The sequence below is a fragment of the Leclercia sp. J807 genome (assembly GCF_009734465.1).
GTDB lineage: Bacteria > Pseudomonadota > Gammaproteobacteria > Enterobacterales > Enterobacteriaceae > Enterobacter.
This window is the reverse complement of sequence record NZ_CP046446.1, coordinates 3452528-3474843: the sequence shown is the minus strand read 5'-3', so window position 1 is coordinate 3474843 and position 22316 is coordinate 3452528. Positions and strand designations below refer to the sequence as shown.

Sequence of the window (22316 nt, the reverse complement as noted above, 5' to 3'; positions counted from 1 at the left end):
AAAGGATGAAACCGTTTCGCTTCGCCGCACTTTCATTAGCGCTGCTCACTTCACTGGCGCTTATCGGCTGTGACAACAGTGACGATAAGCCCAAACCCCAGGCGCCCGCTGCGGCGGCTGCATCCACCACACAGCCGACTGTCCCGGCGAAGCCTGACGGCGCCACGCTGGAAAAACTGGCAGCGCAGAGCCAGGGCAAGGCGCTGACCCTGCTGGATGCTTCAGAGCTCCAGCTCGACGGCGCGGCAGCCCTGGTGCTGACCTTCTCGGTTCCCCTCGATCCCGCCCAGGATTTTGCCCGCACCGTGCACGTGGTGGACAAAAAAAGCGGCAAGGTTGATGGGGCATGGGAGCTGTCGCCTAATCTGAAGGAGCTGCGCCTGCGCCATCTGGAGCCAAACCGGAATCTGGTGGTCACCGTCGAGCGCGCGCTGCTTGGGCTGAATAAAGCCACGCTGGGCAGCGATATCGAAAAAACCATCACCACACGCGATATTGAGCCGACCGTGGGCTTCGCCAGCCGCGGCTCGCTGCTGCCGGGCAAGGTGGTGGAAGGGTTGCCGGTAATGGCGCTGAACGTAAACAACGTCGATGTGAATTTCTACCGGGTCAAACCCGAGTCCCTGGCCGCGTTCGTCAGCCAGTGGGAGTACCGCAGTTCGCTCACCAACTGGGAATCTGACAATCTGCTGAAGATGGCCGATCTGGTCTATACCGGTCGCTTCGACCTTAACCCGGCGCGCAATACCCGCGAGAAATTGCTGCTGCCGCTGGCGGACATCAAGCCGCTACAGCAGGCGGGGGTCTACATCGCGGTGATGAATCAGGCCGGGCACTATAACTACAGCAACGCCGCCACGCTCTTTACCCTCAGCGATATTGGTCTCTCCGCCCACCGTTACCATAACCGGCTGGATATTTTTACCCAGAGCCTGGAGAACGGCGCGGCGCAGTCGGGCATTGAGGTGCTGCTGCTCAACGATAAAGGGCAGACGCTAGCCCAGGCGTCCAGCGATGCCGACGGTCACGCGACGTTGCAGACAGATAAAGCGGCCGCGCTGCTTCTCGCCCGTAAAGATGGGCAGACCACGCTTTTGGATCTCACCCTTCCGGCGCTGGATCTGGCGGAGTTTGCCATCTCCGGCGCGCCAGGCCTGAACAAGCAATTCTTTATGTTTGGTCCGCGCGATCTCTACCGCCCGGGCGAAACGCTGATCCTTAACGGCCTGCTGCGCGACAGCGACGGCAAACCTCTGCCCGACCAGCCGGTGAAGCTGGAGGTATTACGCCCGGACGGCCAGGTGGCACGTACCGTGGTCAGCCAGCCGGAAAACGGTCTCTATCGTTTTAACTATCCCCTTGATAGCGGGGCGCAGACCGGCATGTGGCATGTGCGCGCCAGTACCGGCGATAACCAGCAGCGGATGTGGGATTTCCATGTCGAAGACTTTATGCCAGAGCGCATGGCGCTGAATCTTACCGGGCAAAAAGCGCCGGTTGCGCCGCAGGATGATGTCGCGTTCGACGTAACGGGGTATTACCTGTACGGTGCTCCCGCCAACGGCAACAGCCTGCAAGGGCAGCTCTTTTTACGCCCGCTGCGTGACGCCGTGGCCGCACTGCCGGGCTTCCAGTTTGGCGATATCGCCGAAGAGAACCTGAGCCGCAGCCTCGACGAAGTGCAACTGACCCTGGACGAACAAGGGCGGGGTCAGGTGACCAGCGAAAGCCAGTGGAAAGAGACGCACTCTCCGCTGCAGGTTATTTTGCAGGCCAGCCTGCTGGAGTCCGGCGGACGTCCGGTGACCCGCCGGGCGGAACAGGCTATCTGGCCTGCGGCCACCCTGCCGGGCATCCGTCCGCAGTTCGCCAGCAAATCGGTCTATGACTACCGCACCGATACCACCGTCAACCAGCCGATTGTGGAGGAGAACAGCCAGGCTGGGTTCGACATTGTCTACGCTGATGCCAGCGGGGCGAAGAAAGCCGTTTCTGGCCTGCAGGTTCGCCTGATCCGCGAACGTCGGGACTACGCCTGGACCTGGTCGGAAAGTGACGGCTGGCAGTCGCAGTTTGATCAAAAAGATCTGATCGAGGGCGAGCAGGCGCTGGATCTGGCCGCGGACGAAACGGGGAAAGTGAGCTTCCCGGTGGAGTGGGGCTCCTACCGTCTGGAGGTTAAAGCCCCGGATGATGCGGTGAGCAGCGTGCGCTTCTGGGCGGGCTACAGCTGGCAGGATAACAGCGACGGCTCCGGCGCAGCGCGACCGGATCGCGTCACCCTGAAGCTGGACAAACCGGCCTATCAGCCAGGGGATACCATCAAGCTGCACATTGCCGCCCCGGCGGCAGGTAAAGGCTATGCGATGATTGAATCCAGCGAAGGGCCGCTGTGGTGGAAAGAGATCGACGTCCCGGCTGAAGGGCTGGATATGACGATCCCGGTAGATAAAGCCTGGAAACGCCACGATCTTTACCTCTCCACGCTGGTGGTTCGCCCTGGCGATAAATCCAAATCGGCCACGCCAAAACGGGCTGTAGGCTTGCTGCATCTGCCGATGGGCGATGAGAACCGTCGCCTGAGCATCGCCCTGGAGAACCCGCCCAAAATGCGCCCTGACCAGACGCTGACGGTGAAAGTGAAAGCCAGCGTGAAAGAGGGGACGACCCCGCAGAAAGTTAACGTGCTGGTTTCGGCGGTGGACAGCGGCGTACTCAACATTACCGATTACGTCACCCCGGATCCGTGGCAGGCGTTCTTTGGTCAGAAGCGCTATGGCGCGGACATCTACGATATTTACGGCCAGGTCATTGAAGGCCAGGGGCGTCTGGCGTCGCTGCGCTTTGGCGGCGACGGCGATGAGCTCAAGCGCGGCGGCAAACCGCCGGTTAACCATGTCACCATTATCGCCCAGCAGGCGCAGCCGGTAGAGCTGGACGCCAACGGGGAGGGCACTGTTTCATTACCTATCGGCGACTTTAACGGCGAGCTGCGTCTGATGGCCCAAGCCTGGACCGACGATGATTTTGGCAGCAGCGAGAGCAAAATCATCGTTGCCGCACCGGTGATCACCGAGCTGAACACGCCGCGCTTCCTGGCCAGCGGCGATAGCGCGAGGCTGACGCTGGATCTGACTAATCTCACCGATCGTCCGCAGACCCTGAACGTCGCCCTGACCGCTGGCGGTAATCTGGCGCTGGAAGGGGCCCAGCCACAGCCGGTTACGCTGGCCGCGGGCGAACGCTCGACGCTGTTTATTCCGGTGCGGGCGCTGGAGGGTTACGGCGAGGGCGAAATCGTCGCGCAGGTAAACGGCCTGACGCTGCCCGGCGAAACCTTTGCCCCGCAGCAGAAGAGCTGGAAAATCGGCGTGCGTCCGGCGTTCCCGGCGCAGACGGTGAACACCGGTACCATGCTCAATCCGGGTGAAAGCTGGCATGCGCCGGAACAGCATCTGGCGAATTTCTCGCCGGTGACCTTACAGGGGCAGCTTCTGCTCAGCGGCAAGGCGCCGCTCAACCTGGCCCGCTACATTCGTGAGCTGCAGGCCTATCCGTATGGCTGTCTGGAACAGACCACCAGCGGTCTCTTCCCTTCTCTGTATACCAATGCCGCCCAACTGAGCGCGTTAGGGATCAAGGGTGACAGCGACGAGAAACGTCGCGCGGCCATTGAGATCGGCATCTCCCGCCTGCTGCAGATGCAGCGTGACAATGGTGGCTTTGCCCTGTGGGATAAGAACGGTGAGGAAGAGTACTGGCTTACCGCCTACGTCACTGATTTCCTGGTGCGGGCAGGCGAGCAGGGTTACAGCGTCCCGGCTGAGGCCATTACCAACGCCAACAACCGCCTGCTGCGCTATCTGCAGGACCCGGGCATGATGTCTGTCCGCTACAGCGAGAACACCACCGCCAGCAAATTTGCCATCCAGGCCTATGCCGCGCTGGTGCTGGCTCGTCAGCAAAAAGCGCCGCTGGGGGCGCTGCGTGAAATCTGGGATCGTCATGGTCAGGCCAAATCGGGCCTGCCGCTGATGCAGCTTGGCCTGGCGCTGAAGCTGATGGGGGATGCGCCGCGCAGCCAGCAGGCGCTGGATCTGGCCATCAAAACGCCGCGCAGCGAAACGCAAAGCTGGCTGGCCGATTACGGCAGCCCGCTTCGCGATAACGCCATGATGCTCAGCCTGCTGGAAGAGTACAAACTGCTGCCGAACGCTCAGAATACGCTGCTGAATGTGCTTTCTGAGCAGGCGTACAGCCAGCGCTGGCTCTCAACGCAGGAGAGTAACGCTCTGTTCCTGGCGGGGCGCTCCCTGCAGAACCTCTCCGGGGCGTGGCAGGCCACCACGTCGCTGGCGGAAGGCAACGTCAAAGGAGACAAACCGCAGGTGCAAAATCTTAATGCCGATCAACTGGCCGCCCTGCAGGTGACCAATACCGGCACTGCACCGCTGTGGGTGCGTCTGGACAGCAGCGGCTATCCGCAATATGCGCCGCAGCCCGCCTCGAACGTGCTGAAAATTGAACGACAGATTCTGGCCACCGACGGCAGCAGCAAGTCGCTCTCTTCCCTGAAGAGCGGGGAGCTGGTTCTGGTCTGGCTGACCGTGCGCGCCAGCAAGAACGTGCCGGATGCGCTGGTGGTGGATCTGCTGCCTGCGGGGCTGGAGCTGGAAAACCAGAACCTCGCCAGCAGCAGCGCCAGCCTGCAGGAGAGCGGCAGCGAGGTACAAAACCTGCTCAACCAGATGCAGCAGGCGGATATTCAACATATGGAGTTCCGTGACGATCGCTTTGTCGCTGCGGTGTCGGTGAAAAATTATGAGACAGTGACGCTGGTCTATCTGGCCCGTGCCGTCACCCCGGGAACCTACGCGGTGCCAGTGCCGATGGTGGAATCCATGTACGTACCGCAGTGGCGGGCAACGGGTGCGGCCAGCGGCCCGCTAACAGTCGTTCCGTAACGTGCAGCGCCGCTCTCTGTTACGCTCCCGCTGGCTGTGGCTGGCGGGAGCGCTTCTTCTGCTATGGGGCGCCGTCGTGGCCGCCGATCGCCTGTGGCCACTGCCATTACACGAGGTCAACCCTGCCCGCGTGGTGGTGGATGAAAAGGGCATTCCGTTGTGGCGATTTGCCGATCGCGACGGGATCTGGCGCTATCCGGTCACCATCGAAGAGGTTTCACCCCGCTATCTCGAGGCCCTGATCCAGTATGAAGATCGCTGGTTCTGGGATCATCCCGGCGTTAACCCGTTCTCTGTGCTGCGCGCCGCCTGGCAGGATCTCACTGCCGGAAAGGTGGTGTCGGGCGGCAGTACGCTAACCATGCAGGTAGCGCGGCTGCTGGATCCGCACTCCCGCACGATGGGCGGCAAAGTGCGCCAGCTCTGGCGGGCGCTCCAGCTGGAGTGGCACCTCTCGAAACGTGAAATCCTGACCCTCTATCTGAACCGCGCCCCCTTTGGCGGCACGCTGCAGGGGGTGGGGGCTGCCAGCTGGGCCTATCTGGGAAAAGCCCCTGCACAGCTGAGCTACTCTGAAGCCGCCCTGCTTGCCGTTCTGCCGCAGGCGCCGAGCCGTTTGCGACCGGATCGCTGGCCGCAGCGGGCAGAGGCGGCACGTAATAAAGTCCTCAACCGGATGGCATCCCAGGGCGTCTGGTCCGCCCGCCAGGTCAAAGAGTCGCAGGAGGAACCCGTCTGGCTGGCGCCCCGCCAGATGCCGCAGCTGGCGCCGCTGTTCTCGCGCATGATGCTGGGCAAAAGCCGCGACAGCAAAGTGGTGACGACGCTGGATGCCACGCTGCAGCGTCAGCTGGAGGAGTTGGCCCTGAACTGGAAGTCCCGCCTGCCGCCCCGCAGCTCACTGGCGATGATCGTCCTGGATCATACCGATATGAAGGTGCGCGGCTGGGTGGGGTCGGTCGACATCAACGACGACAGCCGCTTTAGCCATGTGGACATGATCAGCGCGATCCGATCCCCGGGATCGGTGCTGAAGCCCTTTGTCTATGGCCTGGCGATGGATGAGGGGCTGATCCATCCCGCCTCGCTGTTGCAGGATGTTCCGCGACGCACCGGCGATTACCGTCCGGGTAACTTTGATAGCGGTTTTCACGGCCCGATCAGCATGAGCGAAGCGCTGGTGCGATCCCTGAACCTGCCCGCCGTCCAGGTGCTGGAGGCCTACGGGCCGAAGAAGTTTGCCGGAATGCTGCGTAACGCCGGATTACCGCTTCTCCTGCCTGCGGGCGCTCAGCCGAATCTGTCCCTGATTCTCGGGGGCGCCGGGGCGCGTCTGGCGGATATCGCCGCGGCATACAGCGCGTTTGCCCGTCAGGGTCGGGCAGGGAAGCTGCGCCTGAAACCCGACGACCCGCTGCTGGAACGGCCTTTACTCTCTCCTGGGTCCGCGTGGATCATCCGACGCATTCTTGCCAATGAGGCGCAGCCGTTACCCGACAGCGCGCTTGCTCAGGTGGTATCGCTGGCAATAAAAACCGGCACCAGCTATGGCTATCGTGATGCGTGGGCGATAGGGCTGAATGCGCGCTACGTTATCGGGGTCTGGACCGGCAGGCCGGACGGCACCCCGGTCGCCGGGCAGTTTGGTTTTGCCAGCGCCGTGCCGGTGTTGAATCAGGTTAATAACCTGCTGCAGTCGCGATCGGCGCTGGATGAGGCGCGTCTGCCGCGCGATCCGCGCCCGGCCTCCGTTAGCCGCGGGGTGATTTGCTGGCCGGGCGGGCAGTCGCTGCCAGACGGGGACAGCAACTGCCGCCGTCGACTCGCGACGTGGCTGCTCGAAGGGAGCCAGCCGCCGACGCTGTTACTGCCGGAGCAGGAGGGCATCCGCGGCATTCATTTTCCGATCTGGCTGGATAACAGCGGTAAGCGGGTGGCGGCAGACTGCCCGCAGGCGCAGGAAAAAAGCGTCGACGTCTGGCCGCTGCCGCTGGAGCCGTGGCTGCCTCAGGCAGAGCGGCGATCTGCCCGCATCCCGCCCGCGTCTGCAACCTGTCCACCGCTCGGTCAGACCTTCCCGGCGCCGTTGCTGCTCTCCGGTATTCGTCAGGGGGCTGTGATTAAGCGTCTGCCGGGCGAGTCGCGCGTCTCGTTACCTCTGCAGGTCAGCGGCAGTGACGGACCGCGCTGGTGGTTTCTTAATGGCGAACCGCTGAACGTCCAGGGGCGAATGTATACGTTGCAGCTTGAAAATGCAGGAGATTATCAGCTACTGGTAATGGATGAGGCGGGGCAGGTGGCGACCGTGGATTTCACGCTGCAATAGATAAAGGCGTTTTGAAGAGGATCTGTTGTTAATACTCGTCTTATTTTAAAAAAATGTTACATGCATCCATAGGCAATGGCGCTAATGCTCATTATAATCCGCGCCACATATTACGCATGAATGCATAACAACAGAACAAATCACAGAGGTAATCATGGCTATTGAACGTACTTTTTCCATCATCAAGCCAAACGCGGTGGCAAAAAACGTTATTGGCAGCATCTTTGCGCGCTTTGAAGCGGCAGGGTTCAAAATTGTTGGTACCAAAATGCTGCATCTGACCGTTGAGCAGGCTCGCGGTTTCTATGCTGAGCACGAAGGTCGCCCATTCTTCGACGGCCTGGTTGAGTTCATGACCTCTGGCCCAATCGTGGTTTCCGTTCTGGAAGGCGAAAATGCCGTTCAGCGTCACCGCGATCTGCTGGGTGCGACTAACCCGGACAACGCGCTGGCAGGTACGCTGCGTGCAGACTACGCTGACAGCTTCACCGAGAACGGCACCCACGGTTCCGACTCCGTAGAATCTGCTAAACGCGAAATCGCCTACTTCTTCGCGGAAGGCGAAGTGTGTCCACGTACCCGTTAATATAACGGTTTCGTTTACACATTATTTTCGTAAATGCCGCGTGCAAACGTGGCATCCCTGCACCAGACTTTGTACAATGTAACGCCCCGGATGAGCAGACCGCTTTCCGGGGCGTTTCTTTTCAACCCTCCACGGGCCATAACGTGTAACAACGAGGCCGGAATATATTATGTCTGAATTAGTTAACACCTCCGAAGTCGCCATTCCTGCGGTTCCGAATAAAAATGGAAAAATCAACCTGCTGGATTTGAACCGTCAGCAGATGCGCGAGTTCTTCAAAGAGATGGGCGAGAAGCCGTTTCGTGCCGACCAGGTCATGAAATGGATGTACCACTATTGCAGCGACAACTTTGATGAGATGACCGACATTAACAAAGTGCTGCGCAACAAGCTGAAAGAAGTGGCCGAAATCCGCGCGCCGGAAGTGGTGGAAGAGCAGCGTTCCGCTGACGGCACCATCAAATGGGCCATTGCGGTTGGCGATCAGCGTGTTGAAACGGTTTATATCCCGGAAGACGATCGCGCTACCCTGTGCGTCTCCTCCCAGGTGGGTTGTGCGCTGGAGTGTAAATTCTGCTCCACGGCGCAGCAGGGCTTTAACCGTAACCTGCGCGTGTCAGAAATTATCGGCCAGGTGTGGCGTGCGGCGAAAATCGTCGGTGCGGCAAAAATCACTGGCACCCGTCCAATCACCAACGTGGTGATGATGGGGATGGGCGAGCCGCTGCTGAACCTGACCAACGTGGTTCCGGCGATGGAAATCATGCTCGACGACTTCGGTTTTGGCCTGTCCAAACGTCGCGTTACGCTCTCTACCTCAGGCGTTGTTCCCGCGCTGGATAAGCTCGGCGATATGATTGACGTGGCGCTGGCGATTTCGCTGCACGCGCCAAACGATACCATCCGCGATGAGATCGTGCCCATCAACAAGAAGTACAACATTGAGACCTTCCTGAACTCGGTTCGTGGCTACATTTCGAAGTCCAACGCCAACCAGGGTCGCGTCACCATTGAGTACGTCATGCTGGATCATGTCAACGACGGTACCGAACACGCCCACGAGCTGGCGGCACTGTTGAAAGACACGCCGTGTAAGATCAACCTGATCCCATGGAACCCGTTCCCGGGCGCGCCGTATGGCCGTAGCTCAAACAGCCGTATCGACCGTTTCTCCAAGGTTCTGATGGAGTATGGCTTTACCACTATTGTGCGTAAAACCCGCGGTGATGATATCGATGCCGCCTGTGGTCAGCTGGCTGGTGACGTTATCGACCGCACCAAGCGTACGCTGCGTAAACGCATGCAGGGCGACGCCATCGCGATCAAGTCCGTGTAATTATTATGCAGTCACGGCGCAGGAATTGCGCCGTGGCGGCTACGGATGCGAATAAACAGTCATTGCGCCGGCATATGGGTAATAATTACGGTGCGTTTTATATGACTTTGAGGCAGTATGTAACGACGCAACAACAGTTTAGCCTCACTGCCAGGCCGCCTCTGTCAACGATAACCTGACAGCGTTGGGCGGGGTCATTAGGTTAACTGACCAGAAGTTTCGCGGTGCGGGTGGCATTGTGACTCACCGGCGCCAGGATCCTCACTTTTCACGTACCAGTAGTTGTAGCGAATGAATACTGAAGCCACTCACGACCAAAATGCAGCACTTTCCACTGGCGTACGTCTTCGTAACGCCCGTGAACAACTCGGACTAAGCCAGCAAGCTGTTGCGGAGCGCTTATGTCTGAAGGTTTCCACGGTCCGCGATATTGAAGAAGATAAGGCTCCTGCCGATCTTGCTTCAACGTTTCTGCGTGGTTATATCCGCTCCTATGCGAAACTGGTTCATATCCCTGAAAACGAACTGCTGCCAATGATGGAAAAACAGGCACCGGTCAGAGCGGCGAAAGTCGCGCCGATGCAGAGTTTTTCGCTGGGCAAACGCCGTAAAAAACGTGATGGCTGGCTGATGAGTTTCACCTGGCTGGTGCTGTTTGTGGTCATCGGCCTGACAGGCGCGTGGTGGTGGCAGAACCACAAAGCGCAGCAGGAAGAGATCACCACTATGGCCGATCAAACTTCCGCCGAACTCAATAACTCAGCGGGCGACGGCGCTCAGAGCATCCCTCTGAATACCGACGCCTCTGCAAGCGCCAGCGATTCACAGACGCCAGCGACCGGCACTCAGGATATGGCAACGGCGCAAACTGCTGCGCCAGCCGCGGATCAGACGGCGCAGGCACCGGCAGACAATGCGGTGGTGTCGCCTTCTCAGGCTAACGTCGAGACTGCACCTGCAACCGCGCCTGCAGCAACGGCGGATGCCACTCAGACCTTACCTGCCGATCCGGCAGGCGTGTCGGCAGCACCTGTTGACCCGAACGCACTGGTGATGAACTTCACCGCCGACTGCTGGCTGGAAGTGACCGATGCGACGGGCAAAAAGCTGTTCAGCGGTCTGCAGCGTAAAGACGGTAATTTAAACCTGACAGGCCAGGCGCCGTACAAACTCAAGATTGGTGCTCCGGCTGCGGTCCAGATCCAGTTCCAGGGTAAACCTGTCGATCTGAGCCGTTTTATCAGAACTAACCAGGTTGCACGTCTGACCGTAAATGCCGAACAATCAGCAGCACAGTAAGTAACGGACAGGCAACGCGGGAGATTTTTCATGCATAACCAGGCTCCTATTCCACGTAGAAAATCGAAACGTATTTACGTCGGGAATGTGCCAATCGGTGATGGTGCGCCCATCGCCGTTCAGTCGATGACCAACACCCGCACCACGGATGTGGAAGCGACGGTCAATCAGATCAAAGCGTTAGAACGCGTAGGCGCGGACATTGTTCGCGTTTCCGTACCAACGATGGATGCGGCAGAAGCATTCAAACTCATCAAGCAGCAGGTCTCTGTTCCGCTGGTTGCCGATATTCACTTCGATTACCGCATCGCGCTGAAAGTGGCGGAATACGGTGTCGATTGTCTGCGTATCAACCCCGGCAATATCGGCAGCGAAGAGCGTATTCGTGCGGTGGTGGACTGCGCCCGCGATAAAAACATCCCCATCCGTATCGGCGTGAACGCCGGTTCTCTGGAAAAGGATCTGCAGGAAAAGTATGGCGAACCGACGCCGCAGGCGCTGCTGGAATCGGCCATGCGTCATGTGGATCATCTCGATCGCCTGAACTTCGATCAGTTCAAAGTCAGCGTGAAAGCCTCTGACGTTTTCCTTGCCGTTGAATCCTATCGTCTGCTGGCGAAGCAGATCGATCAGCCGCTGCACCTGGGGATCACCGAAGCCGGTGGCGCGCGCAGTGGGGCGGTGAAGTCAGCCATTGGCCTCGGCCTGCTGCTGAACGAAGGCATTGGCGATACCCTGCGCGTCTCGCTGGCCGCCGATCCGGTCGAAGAGATCAAAGTCGGTTTCGATATTCTGAAATCCCTGCGTATCCGTTCCCGTGGCATCAACTTTATCGCCTGCCCGACCTGTTCGCGTCAGGAGTTCGATGTCATCGGTACCGTGAATGCCCTTGAGCAGCGTCTGGAAGATATCATCACCCCAATGGACGTCTCGATTATCGGCTGTGTGGTAAACGGTCCGGGTGAAGCGCTGGTATCAACGCTTGGCGTAACGGGCGGCAACAAGAAAAGTGGTCTCTATGAAGATGGCGTTCGCAAAGATCGTCTGGATAATAGCGACATGATCGATCAGCTTGAAGCCCGAATCCGCGCCAAAGCGACCATGCTTGATGAAGCGCAGCGCATCAGCGTGCACCAGGTCGAAAAATAACGTGATGGGAAGCGGTATGCTTCCTGTGTATGATTGAACCCTTCGGTTATGAACCCCAGGGTTCATTTTTGTCTATAGAAAGAGAACAAACGTGGCAAAGAATATTCAAGCCATTCGCGGCATGAACGATTATCTGCCTGCCGAGACCGCCATCTGGCAGCGCATTGAAGGCACCCTGAAGCAGGTGCTCGGCAGCTACGGTTACAGCGAAATCCGTTTGCCGATTGTAGAGCAGACCCCGTTATTCAAACGCGCTATCGGCGAAGTGACCGATGTGGTTGAAAAAGAGATGTACACCTTTGAGGATCGTAACGGCGACAGCCTGACTTTACGTCCGGAAGGTACGGCGGGCTGTGTTCGCGCCGGCATCGAGCATGGTCTCCTGTACAATCAGGAGCAACGCCTGTGGTATATCGGCCCAATGTTCCGCCACGAACGTCCGCAGAAGGGCCGCTACCGCCAGTTTAACCAGCTGGGTGTCGAAGCCTTTGGCCTGCAGGGGCCGGATATCGACGCTGAGCTGATCATGCTTACCGCGCGCTGGTGGCGTGCGCTGGGCATCGCTGAACACGTTACGCTGGAGCTGAACTCTATCGGTTCTCTTGAAGCGCGCGCCAACTACCGCGATGCGCTGGTGGCGTTCCTGGAACTGCACAAAGAGAAGCTGGACGAAGACTGCAAGCGTCGTATGTACAGCAACCCGCTGCGCGTGCTGGACTCCAAGAACCCGGACGTACAGGCGCTGCTGAACGATGCGCCTGCGCTGGGTGATTACCTGGATGACGACTCCCGCGAACACTTTGCCGGTCTGTGCAAACTGCTGGAAGCTGCCGGTATTACCTATACGGTCAACCAGCGCCTGGTACGCGGTCTGGACTACTATAACCGCACCGTCTTTGAGTGGGTCACCACCAGCCTGGGTTCCCAGGGGACTGTCTGTGCCGGCGGTCGTTATGACGGTCTGGTTGAGCAGTTAGGCGGTCGCCCTGCACCTGCCGTTGGCTTCGCCATGGGCCTTGAGCGACTTGTTTTGTTAGTTCAGGCAGTTAATCCGGAATTTAAAGCCGATCCTGTTGTCGATATATACCTGGTAGCCTCAGGTGCGGAAACGCAGCCTGCGGCAATGCAGCTTGCCGAACGCGTGCGCGATGCGCTCCCGGAGGCTAAGCTGATGACCAACCACGGCGGCGGCAACTTTAAAAAACAGTTCGCCCGTGCCGATAAGTGGGGCGCGCGTATCGCACTGGTACTTGGCGAGTCAGAAGTGGCTAACGGCGAAGTGGTAGTGAAAGATTTGCGCTCTGGTGAGCAAACAACGGTAACGCAGGACGGCGTTGCGGCGCACTTGCGCACTCTACTGGGCTAAGGAGAAGGACTGCGTGGAAATTTACGAGAACGAAAACGACCAGGTTGATGCACTTAAACGCTTCTTTGCTGAAAACGGCAAAGCCCTGGCTGTTGGGGTTATTTTAGGTATAGGCGCGCTGGTGGGCTGGCGTTACTGGAACAATCATCAGGTCGACTCTGCCCGTGGTTCTTCCTTACAGTATGAAAATACCGTGAGCGCAATCCGCGCCGATCAGCCACAAACGCTGGCAGCGGCAGAGAAATTTGCCGCAGACAACAAAAACACCTACGGTGCGCTGGCTTCTCTGGAAGTGGCTCAGCAGTTTGTTGATAAAAATGAACTGGACAAAGCGGCAGCCCAGCTGCAGCAGGGTCTGGCATCAGCAAGCGACGATAATCTGAAAGCGGTTATCAACCTGCGTCTCGCCCGTATTCAGGTTCAGCAGAAGAAAACTGACGACGCGCTGAAAACGCTGGACAGCGTTAAAGGTGAAGGTTACGCCGCCATTGTTGCCGACCTGCGTGGCGAAGCATTGCTGAGCAAAGGTGACAAACAGGGCGCGCGCAGCGCGTGGGAAGCGGGCGTGAAAAGCAACGCCTCGCCAGCGCTGAGCGAAATGCTGCAGATGAAAATAAATAATTTGTCCGTCTGAGAGGGACCCGATGCAATTGCGTAAATTACTTCTGCCAGGACTGCTTTCCGTTACGTTATTGAGCGGCTGTTCACTGTTCAGCGGTGAAGAAGATGTCGTGACCATGTCGCCACTGCCAACGGTTGAAAACCAGTTTGAACCTTCTACCGCCTGGAGCACCTCCGTGGGCGACGGGATTGGTGATTTCTACTCTAACCTGCATCCGGCTTCTGCGGACGGCATTGTCTATGCGGCTGACCGCAAAGGCACGGTGAAAGCCCTGAATGCCGACGACGGCAAAGAAGTGTGGTCGGTCAACCTCGCAGAAAAAAGCGGCTGGCTGTCACGCACGCCTGCGCTGCTCTCCGGTGGTGTAACGGTTGCCGGTGGCCATGTTTATATCGGCAGCGAGAAGGCACAGGTCTATGCTCTTAACGCCAGCGATGGTTCCATTGCCTGGCAGACTCGCGTGGCGGGCGAAACGCTCTCTCGTCCGGTCGTCAGCGACGGCATGGTGCTGGTGCATACCGCAAACGGTCAGCTGCAGGCGCTGAATGAAACTGACGGCGCGGTAAAATGGACCGTGAACCTGGATATGCCTGCGCTCTCCCTGCGCGGCGAATCGGCTCCGGCTACCGCGTTTGGCGCCGCCATTGTCGGCGGTGATAACGGTCGCGTTAGCGCCGTACTGATGCAGCAAGGTCAGCTGATCTGGCAGCAGCGTATCTCTCAGGCTACCGGTCCGACCGAAATCGACCGTCTGAGCGACGTCGATACCACGCCGGTTATCGTGAATGGCGTTGTGTATGCGCTGGCCTATAACGGTAACCTGACCGCGATGGATCTGCGTAGTGGTCAGATCATGTGGAAACGTGAGCTGGGCTCGGTGAACGATTTCATCGTTGACGGCAACCGCATCTACCTGGTCGATCAGAACGATCGCGTGCTGGCCCTGAGCACCGAAGGCGGCGTGACGCTGTGGACGCAAAGCGATCTGCTGCACCGTCTGCTGACCGCGCCAGCACTCTATAACGGCAGCCTGGTGGTGGGTGATAGCGAAGGCTATATGCACTGGATTGATCCGAGCAACGGTCGTTTTGTCGCGCAGGCGAAGGTCGACAGTTCCGGCTTCCTGACCGAGCCGGTATCGGTTGACGGTAAACTGCTGATCCAGGCAAAAGACGGCACGCTGTACGCGATCACGCGTTAATCACCGCGGTTGTAGTATACTCAACGGCTCCTGTTGCTTCAGGGGCCGTTTTGATTTTTTAAAAAACGCCGCAAATGCGACGTGATATCGAATTTTATGAGGCTTTAAACATGGTACCTGTGGTCGCGCTTGTCGGGCGCCCGAACGTTGGAAAATCCACTCTTTTTAACCGTTTAACACGCACCCGTGATGCGCTGGTTGCGGATTTCCCGGGGCTCACGCGTGACCGTAAGTACGGTCGTGCAGAAGTGGAAGGTCGTGAGTTTATCTGTATCGATACCGGTGGTATCGACGGTACAGAGGACGGCGTGGAAACCCGCATGGCGGAGCAATCCCTGCTGGCGATCGAAGAGGCCGACATCGTGCTGTTTATGGTCGATGCGCGCGCGGGCCTGATGCCTGCCGACTCGGCTATCGCCAAGCACCTGCGCTCGCGTGAAAAAGCAACTTTCCTGGTGGCGAACAAAACCGACGGTATCGATCCCGACCAGGCGATGGCCGATTTCTGGTCATTAGGCCTGGGCGATATCTACCCGATCGCTGCCTCTCACGGTCGTGGCGTGACCAGTCTGTTGGAAACCGCGCTGCTGCCGTATGTTGATGAGATCAACCCGCCCGAAGAAGTCGATGAAGACGCGGAATACTGGGCGCAGTTTGAAGAAGGCGAAGAGGGCGAAGAAGAGGAGCCGGAAGACGACTTCAACCCGCAGGATCTGCCGATCAAGCTCGCCATCGTGGGCCGTCCAAACGTCGGTAAGTCAACGCTTACTAACCGTATTCTCGGTGAAGATCGCGTGGTGGTGTACGACATGCCGGGCACGACCCGTGACAGCATCTACATCCCGATGCAGCGCGACGAGCGTGAATATGTGCTGATCGACACCGCGGGCGTGCGTAAGCGCGGCAAAATCACCGATGTAGTGGAAAAATTCTCGGTAATCAAAACCCTGCAGGCGATTGAAGATGCCAACGTGGTGATGCTGGTTATCGATGCCCGTGAAGGTATCTCCGATCAGGATCTCTCCCTGCTCGGCTTTATCCTCAATAGTGGGCGCTCACTGGTTATCGTCGTCAACAAGTGGGATGGCCTGAGCAATGAAGTGCGTGAGCAGGTGAAAGAGACCCTCGACTTCCGTCTGGGCTTTATCGACTTTGCTCGTGTGCATTTCATCTCTGCCCTGCACGGTAGCGGCGTCGGCAACCTGTTTGAATCCGTACGCGAAGCCTACGACAGCTCCACCCGCCGTGTCGGTACCGCGATGCTGACCCGCATCATGACCATGGCGGCAGAAGACCATCAGCCACCGCTGGTGCGTGGTCGTCGCGTGAAGCTGAAGTATGCGCACGCCGGTGGTTATAACCCACCGATCGTGGTTATTCACGGTAACCAGGTGAAGGATCTGCCGGACTCCTACAAACGTTACCTGATGAACTACTTCCGCAAATCGCTGGACGTAATGGGTACGCCGATCCGTATCCAGTTCAAGGAAGGGGATAACCCGTTTGCTAACAAACGCAACACCCTGACGCCGAACCAGATGCGTAAGCGTAAGCGTTTGATTAAACACATCAAGAAAAGCAAATAATCCTTGCTGCTCTGTCAAAAAACCCGCGCCTGTCGCGGGTTTTTTTATGCCTGACAGGGACGAATAAATATTGATGTGATGTCAATCACTATTCATGTTTATCCAACATAAAATCTAAGAAATAAGACGATTGTCGAACTTTCATCTTTTGAGGGTGGGGTGGGGGCTGGACAAAAGTTGCTTCAGGTTATCAAATGGTTAAATAACATTTCGCCGGATGTAAAAAAGCCACCCGAATGCTAACGGGGCGGCTGACTTCCGGTGCTAACAAGTACGACGACACATCATCTCGGGAGAATTATGCAATCCTCTGTTAATAAAAACGAAAGCCGAACTTTCTTCGGCCATCCTTATCCGCTCGGCGCGCTCTTCTTCACGGAGATGTGGGAGCGCTTCTCGTTTTACGGTATCCGTCCGCTGCTGATCCTTTTTATGGCGGCCACCGTCTATGATGGCGGCATGGGGCTGGCGCGTGAAAATGCCTCCGCTATTGTCGGTATCTTCGCCGGTACCATGTACCTGGCCGCGCTGCCGGGCGGCTGGCTGGCGGATAACTGGCTCGGGCAACAGAGAGCGGTCTGGTACGGCTCGATTCTGATTGCGCTCGGCCACCTGTCGATTGCACTGTCGGCGGTGATGGGTAACAACCTGTTCTTTATCGGCCTGATGTTTATTGTCCTTGGCTCTGGCCTGTTCAAAACCTGTATCTCGGTAATGGTCGGCACCCTGTATAAGAAAGGTGATGCGCGTCGTGATGGCGGCTTCTCGCTGTTCTATATGGGCATCAACATGGGGTCGTTTATCGCACCGCTGATTTCCGGCTGGTTGATTAAATCCCACGGCTGGCACTGGGGCTTTGGTATCGGCGGCATCGGGATGCTGGTGGCGCTGGTCATCTTCCGCCTGTTTGCCGTGCCGTCGATGAAGCGCTACGACAGCGAAGTGGGGCTGGACTCCACCTGGAATAGCCCGGTAGCGAAGAAAAAGGGTGTCGGCGGCTGGTTGCTGGCGCTGGCGGCGGGTATTGCAATTATCGTCACCCTGATTGCCCAGGGCGTGATTGTCATTAACCCGGTCGCCGTGGCCAGCGTGCTGGTGTATGTGATTGCCGCCTCCGTGGCGCTCTACTTCATCTGGCTGTTCATGTTTGCTGGCCTGAACCGTAAAGAGCGCGCCAGACTGCTGGTCTGCTTCATCCTGCTGGTCTCTGCTGCCTTCTTCTGGTCTGCGTTTGAACAAAAGCCGACCTCGTTCAACCTGTTTGCCAATGACTACACCAACCGCATGATCGGCGATTTTGAAATCCCGGCGGTGTGGTTCCAGTCGATTAACGCCCTGTTTATTATTCTGCTGGCGCCGGTCTTTAGCTGGGCCTGGCCTAAACTGGCGCAAAATAACATTCGCCCGAGCAGCATCACCAAGTTCGTGATCGGGATTCTGTGCGCGGCAGGGGGCTTTGGCCTGATGATGCTGGCGGCGCAGAATGTCCTGAGCAACGGTGGGGCGGGTGTCTCCCCGTTCTGGCTGGTGGGCAGTATCCTGATGCTGACCCTCGGGGAACTGTGCCTGAGCCCGATTGGTCTGGCGACCATGACCCTGCTGGCCCCGGAAAGAATGCGCGGTCAGATGATGGGGCTGTGGTTCTGCGCTAGCGCGCTGGGCAACCTGGCGGCGGGCCTGATTGGCGGTCACGTGAAGGCCGACCAGCTGGATATGCTGCCGGACCTCTTCGCGCGCTGCTCCATCGCCCTGCTGATTTGTGCTGCCGTTCTGACGGTGCTCATTGTTCCGGTGCGTCGTATGCTGGAAAATGCGCAAACGAAAAGTGAGCCGAAACCCGTAACCAACGCCTGAATCTGACCTTTCCTGGCCGGGGCGGGGTTTCGCCCCGGCAATGCAACGAAAGAGGTAGCAGATGCAGATTGGATTTGTCGGGCTTGGCGCGGTGGTTGAAACCGCCTACCTGCCCGCACTACAAAATACCTTTGGTGATTCACTCCACTCTGTGGGGTTTGATATCCAGCCCGCAAAGACCCTTGCTGGTATCACGCGATCTCCTGCGCTCGACGACCTCCTTGCCCGCCCCCTCGATACGCTTTTTATCACGACCTCATCACTACACCATCTGGATGTGCTTGAGCAGGCGCTGGCCTCCTCCATATCGAGGATTGTGGTCGAAAAACCGATTGTCGCCACGCTTGCCCAGGCTGAAAAACTGACATCGCTGCTGGCGAGACCGGAGGCGGCCTCCCGCGTGCTGGCGCTCGATCACTGGATGGCGCGCATTCATCTGGTACGTCTGGGGCTGATCGGCTCCTTTTCTGACATCGTCAGGATCGAGGGCTTTTTACAGGAGCCGAGCGGGTTTAACGCGGCGGGGGAGCCTGTCGCGCTTAACTTTGCCACCGGCGAGCCGGATACCCGGACGCTTCGCCACCCGGATGGGGTGATCCTCGATATCGGCACGCACGTGCTGGCGATGATGCGCGAGACGGTGCGCTATCTGGGCGGAAGTGGCGATCTCGCCTTGCAGGTGGTGACCGCCCGAGATCGGCTGGGGCGCGATATCGCTAAAGGCGACCTGACCACCGCAGAAGGCGAGGCGCATCTGCAGGGAACGATGGGCGGCGTGCCGGTGGATATCTGGCTAAACAAGTATGCCGGGCCGAGCGGCGGGCAAAAAGGGCTGCGGCTCTATCTGCGGGACGGCCGCATCCTCAGTCACGACCGGCGCGGGGCGGAAGATGTGCTGGAGCTGATCGAGGGTGATAAGGTTCAGTCCTGGCGTTTTGGCGGCACGATTTACGCGCGCTGTCTGACGGAGCATATTCTGGGTGAACAGAGCCTGTTCGCCCGCGACCCCGACGAGGTGAGCCGCACGACGCAGCGCAGGCTGGAGGAGGTGGAAACCCTGCTGACATTACAGCAACAGCTGCGTGGCTCCCACTAAACGCATCGTGTTAACATCGGTACAGAACTGAATGTCCTACAAAGGAGTCATCATGTCGATTACCTGCCCGGATTGCCATGCGGAGATTGAACCGCAAAACGGCGTGGCGCATTGTGAACATTGCAACCAGGATATTGCCCTGGAAGCGCGCTGTCCCGAGTGCCATAAGCCGCTTGAGGTGTTAAAAGCCTGCGGTGCGGTGGACTATTTCTGCCAGAACGGCCATGGCCTGATCTCGAAAAAGCGCGTTGAGTTCGTCCTGCCCGGCGCTTAATCGCAGACGCAGTCTTCGCCCTTACGCCACAAATCCACCAGCGAGGGCGGGGCTTCCTGTTCCGGCACCAGCAGGATCACGTCGGTATACTGCGCCTGGTTGTGCCGGGTCCATATGATCTGGATGCGAAAATAGCGCTGATCGCCGCGCCCCGGTGATGACGCCTGGCCGGGCGGCTGGCCGAGGTTCAGCGCCTGGTCGAGGATCGCTACCACCCGCTGGCGCTGCTGCTCGTTCAGTTCCGAGAGGGCGATACGCCGCAGGCCGCTCAGCTTAGGTATAAAAGCGACGCCGCCTTCGCGGGCCAGCTCAACCACGGCGTCGTCCGTCAGTTCCGGGATCTGCATTTACAGTACTCCTGTGCTCTTCCAGGCCTGTTCAATGGCTGCCGCCACGTCGCCGCCGGCGCGTTTCTCTCCATGATAGATGGTCAGCCGTGCAAAGGCGGCAAAATCCGCGTCCTGCGCCAGGTTGCGATCGCACACCGTATCGTACCAGGCGTAGCCAGCCTTTTCCCAGGCATAGCCCCCGATGGCGGTGGCCGCCAGGTAAAAGGCGCGGTTAGGGATGCCGGAGTTAAGGTGCACGCCGCCGTTATCCTCACGGGTTTTAATGAAATCATCCATATGCCCCGGCTGCGGATCTTTGCCCAGCAACGGATCGTCGTAGGCGCTGCCCGGCTCGGACATGGAACGCAGAGCCTTGCCGTTAACGCCCTCTGCCAGCAGGCCTTCACCTATCAGCCAGTCGGCCTCATCGGCGGTTTGCTTAAGGTGATATTGCTTCACCAGCGCGCCGAACACGTCTGATAACGACTCGTTTAGCGCCCCGGACTGTTCAAAGTAGATAAGCCCGGCTTCCGTCTCGGTGACGCCGTGGCTCAGCTCGTGGGCGACCACGTCGATGGCGATGGTAAAGCGGTTAAAAATCTCGCCGTCCCCGTCGCCAAACACCATCTGCTGCCCGTTCCAGAAGGCGTTCTGATACTCCCGGCCATAATGCACGGTACCGGTGAGGATTAGCCCTTTGTTATCGAGGGAGTCACGCTGATAGTTTTTCCAGAAAAAATCATGGGTGATGCCCAGATAATCGTAAGCCTCGTCCACCGCCACGTCGCCGTTAGAGCGCTGCCCCTCATAGCGCACCTGGGTGCCCGGTAGCTCCTGGGTCTGCCTGGCGTCGTAAATGTCCCGCGCCAGCTGCCCGGGTCTGTTCACGTGCGGCGCGACGGGTTTGCCCGGCATGTGGGCCATCAGCGTCTGGACATGGGTCAGGGTCTGGCGGGCGCAGCGCTGCTGCGGCTCAGAGCCGCTCTCGATAATACGGCGAAGGATATAGGGCGGGATCACGCTATAGGTTCGGGTCATGCGTCTCTCCTGTTATGGCAATGCCGAAAAAAGCAACAACGTAAGTGTATGCCATCGCTGCAAAATGACAGGCAAGTCGGACAAATCGCGGGGCGAAAAAGTGGCGCACCCGGCGCGCAGGGTTTAGGTTTTAACGACCCAATGCGAGGAACGGCATGAAGAAAAACCTGGCTCTGGCCATCACAGGATTCACCTTAATTGCTATCACCTATGGGATGGCGCGCTTTTCATGGGGCATCATGCTGCCGGATATCCGGCAGGCTATCCCTTTCTCGCCGCAGGCCGCGGGCCTGATTGCCGCCTGCAGCTACGGGGCCTATTGCCTGTCGGTTTTTTTCGCCTCATCTCTGACTGAGCGCTTCGGGCCGCGCTTGCCGGCCGTTCTGGCGGCCTTAACGGCGGCGGCCGGGCTGCTGATTCTGGCGTTCGCCCCTTCGCCGCCGGTGCTGGCCGCGGGACTGTTCATTGCTGGCCTGAGTTCGGGGCTGGCGTCTCCCGCCCTGGCAGGGGCCGTGAGCCTCGGGGTTAACCCCGAGCGGCAAACTCAGGTGAACACCATTATCAATGCCGGGACCAGCGGCGGCATTATTCTGTCGGTGCCGGTGCTGTTTTTTGTACCGGGCGGCTGGCGGGTTGCCTGCGCGATCTTTGCCCTTATGGCGTTAGCCTCTCTTATTCCCGTCTGGCGCCATCTGCCCCGCGCGGGAAGGGCGGGCGAAACGGCACCGGGCTGGCGCAGCCTCATGCATAAACCGGGGATGATTCGGCTCTCCGCTATTGCGCTGGTCAGTGGCATCGCCAGCGCCGCCTGGTGGAGCTTCGGCCCTGAGCTTTTGCAGCGCCATACCGGGCTGGATGACGCCGCCACCAACATCCTGTGGCTGGTGAGCGGCGGGGCTGGGGTGGCCGCCGTGTTTACCGGCAGCCTGGCGAAACGCATCGGCATGCGCGGGGTTTATCGCGGATCGCAGATCTTTATGGCGGGGTCGCTGATTGCCCTGGCCTTCAGCAAGGGCTTTGCCTGGTGGCTGGTGCCGGTGGTGGCGATGAGCGGGGCGGGGTATGTGATTTTATCGGGCGTGCTGCTGGTGCAGGGGGCGCGGGTCGCGGAGCCTTCGCCTGCGGCCGGGGTCAGCGTTGCCTTCCTGATGCTGGCGGTCGGGCAGATAATCGGCTCGGTGCTCTTTGGCCAGCTGTATGGATTTGTCGGCGCGGCGTGGGCGCTGCTGGCCTTCTCCGCGCTATCGCTGGCGATGCTGGCGGTGATGCCCGACGCCCGGAATTAATCGC

At 58.9% G+C, this 22316-nt stretch carries 16 protein-coding genes; 14 read left to right on the top strand and 2 right to left on the bottom strand.

What is annotated here, in order from left to right; all coding sequences use genetic code 11:
* The first annotated feature begins 5 nt into the window (after window positions 1-5).
* From GNG26_RS16505 to GNG26_RS16445, 13 genes are all read left to right on the top strand, one after another.
* Complete coding sequence (locus GNG26_RS16505; protein ID WP_156239563.1) at window positions 6-4964, top strand: alpha-2-macroglobulin; 4959 nt, start codon at window positions 6-8, stop codon at window positions 4962-4964.
* Window position 4965: 1 nt separating this feature from the next.
* Window positions 4966-7290: a peptidoglycan glycosyltransferase PbpC gene (gene pbpC / locus GNG26_RS16500; RefSeq protein WP_156239561.1), complete on the top strand. Its 2325-nt coding sequence runs from the start codon at window positions 4966-4968 to the stop codon at window positions 7288-7290.
* A 154-nt stretch (window positions 7291-7444) separates the two neighbouring features.
* Window positions 7445-7876: a nucleoside-diphosphate kinase gene (gene ndk, locus GNG26_RS16495; RefSeq protein ID WP_039029721.1), complete on the top strand. Its 432-nt coding sequence runs from the start codon at window positions 7445-7447 to the stop codon at window positions 7874-7876.
* A gap of 169 nt (window positions 7877-8045) precedes the next feature.
* The gene (locus GNG26_RS16490; RefSeq protein WP_103180711.1) at window positions 8046-9212 is read left to right on the top strand and encodes a bifunctional tRNA (adenosine(37)-C2)-methyltransferase TrmG/ribosomal RNA large subunit methyltransferase RlmN; all 1167 of its coding nucleotides are present in this window, start codon (window positions 8046-8048) and stop codon (window positions 9210-9212) included.
* A 291-nt stretch (window positions 9213-9503) separates the two neighbouring features.
* The gene (gene rodZ / locus GNG26_RS16485) at window positions 9504-10511 is read left to right on the top strand and encodes a cytoskeleton protein RodZ (protein ID WP_156239559.1); all 1008 of its coding nucleotides are present in this window, start codon (window positions 9504-9506) and stop codon (window positions 10509-10511) included.
* Between the two features lie 30 nt (window positions 10512-10541).
* Complete coding sequence (gene ispG, locus GNG26_RS16480; protein ID WP_103824628.1) at window positions 10542-11660, top strand: flavodoxin-dependent (E)-4-hydroxy-3-methylbut-2-enyl-diphosphate synthase; 1119 nt, start codon at window positions 10542-10544, stop codon at window positions 11658-11660.
* Window positions 11661-11751: 91 nt separating this feature from the next.
* Window positions 11752-13026 (top strand): histidine--tRNA ligase, encoded by a 1275-nt coding sequence (hisS, locus tag GNG26_RS16475; RefSeq protein WP_103824629.1) that lies wholly within the window; start codon window positions 11752-11754, stop codon window positions 13024-13026.
* A gap of 13 nt (window positions 13027-13039) precedes the next feature.
* Entirely contained in the window at window positions 13040-13660 is a 621-nt protein-coding gene (locus GNG26_RS16470; protein ID WP_103824630.1) for a YfgM family protein, read from the top strand.
* Window positions 13661-13670: 10 nt separating this feature from the next.
* Window positions 13671-14849 (top strand): outer membrane protein assembly factor BamB, encoded by a 1179-nt coding sequence (gene bamB, locus GNG26_RS16465; protein ID WP_103824631.1) that lies wholly within the window; start codon window positions 13671-13673, stop codon window positions 14847-14849.
* Window positions 14850-14959: 110 nt separating this feature from the next.
* The gene (gene der, locus GNG26_RS16460) at window positions 14960-16435 is read left to right on the top strand and encodes a ribosome biogenesis GTPase Der (protein WP_156239557.1); all 1476 of its coding nucleotides are present in this window, start codon (window positions 14960-14962) and stop codon (window positions 16433-16435) included.
* 300 nt (window positions 16436-16735) lie between these two features.
* Entirely contained in the window at window positions 16736-18289 is a 1554-nt protein-coding gene (locus tag GNG26_RS16455; RefSeq protein WP_156239555.1) for a peptide MFS transporter, read from the top strand.
* A gap of 61 nt (window positions 18290-18350) precedes the next feature.
* Complete coding sequence (locus tag GNG26_RS16450; RefSeq protein ID WP_156239553.1) at window positions 18351-19385, top strand: Gfo/Idh/MocA family oxidoreductase; 1035 nt, start codon at window positions 18351-18353, stop codon at window positions 19383-19385.
* A gap of 52 nt (window positions 19386-19437) precedes the next feature.
* Window positions 19438-19659, top strand: a complete 222-nt coding sequence (locus tag GNG26_RS16445) for a zinc ribbon domain-containing protein (protein WP_103824634.1) — start codon at window positions 19438-19440, stop codon at window positions 19657-19659.
* Here GNG26_RS16445 and GNG26_RS16440 read toward each other — a convergent pair.
* A complete protein-coding gene (locus GNG26_RS16440) occupies window positions 19656-20006 on the bottom strand; it encodes a protealysin inhibitor emfourin (protein ID WP_103824635.1) in 351 nt (116 codons plus the stop codon). The two genes, GNG26_RS16445 and GNG26_RS16440, sit on opposite strands and share 4 nt — an antisense overlap.
* Window positions 20007-21026 carry a M4 family metallopeptidase gene (locus GNG26_RS16435; RefSeq protein WP_156239551.1) on the bottom strand — a complete coding sequence of 340 codons (1020 nt, stop codon included), beginning with the start codon at window positions 21024-21026 and terminating at the stop codon, window positions 20007-20009. It lies immediately after the preceding gene.
* Window positions 21027-21181: 155 nt separating this feature from the next.
* On the opposite strand from GNG26_RS16435, the gene GNG26_RS16430 reads away from it, so the two are divergent.
* Window positions 21182-22312 carry an MFS transporter gene (locus GNG26_RS16430; protein ID WP_156239549.1) on the top strand — a complete coding sequence of 377 codons (1131 nt, stop codon included), beginning with the start codon at window positions 21182-21184 and terminating at the stop codon, window positions 22310-22312.
* The last annotated feature ends 4 nt before the right edge of the window (window positions 22313-22316 follow it).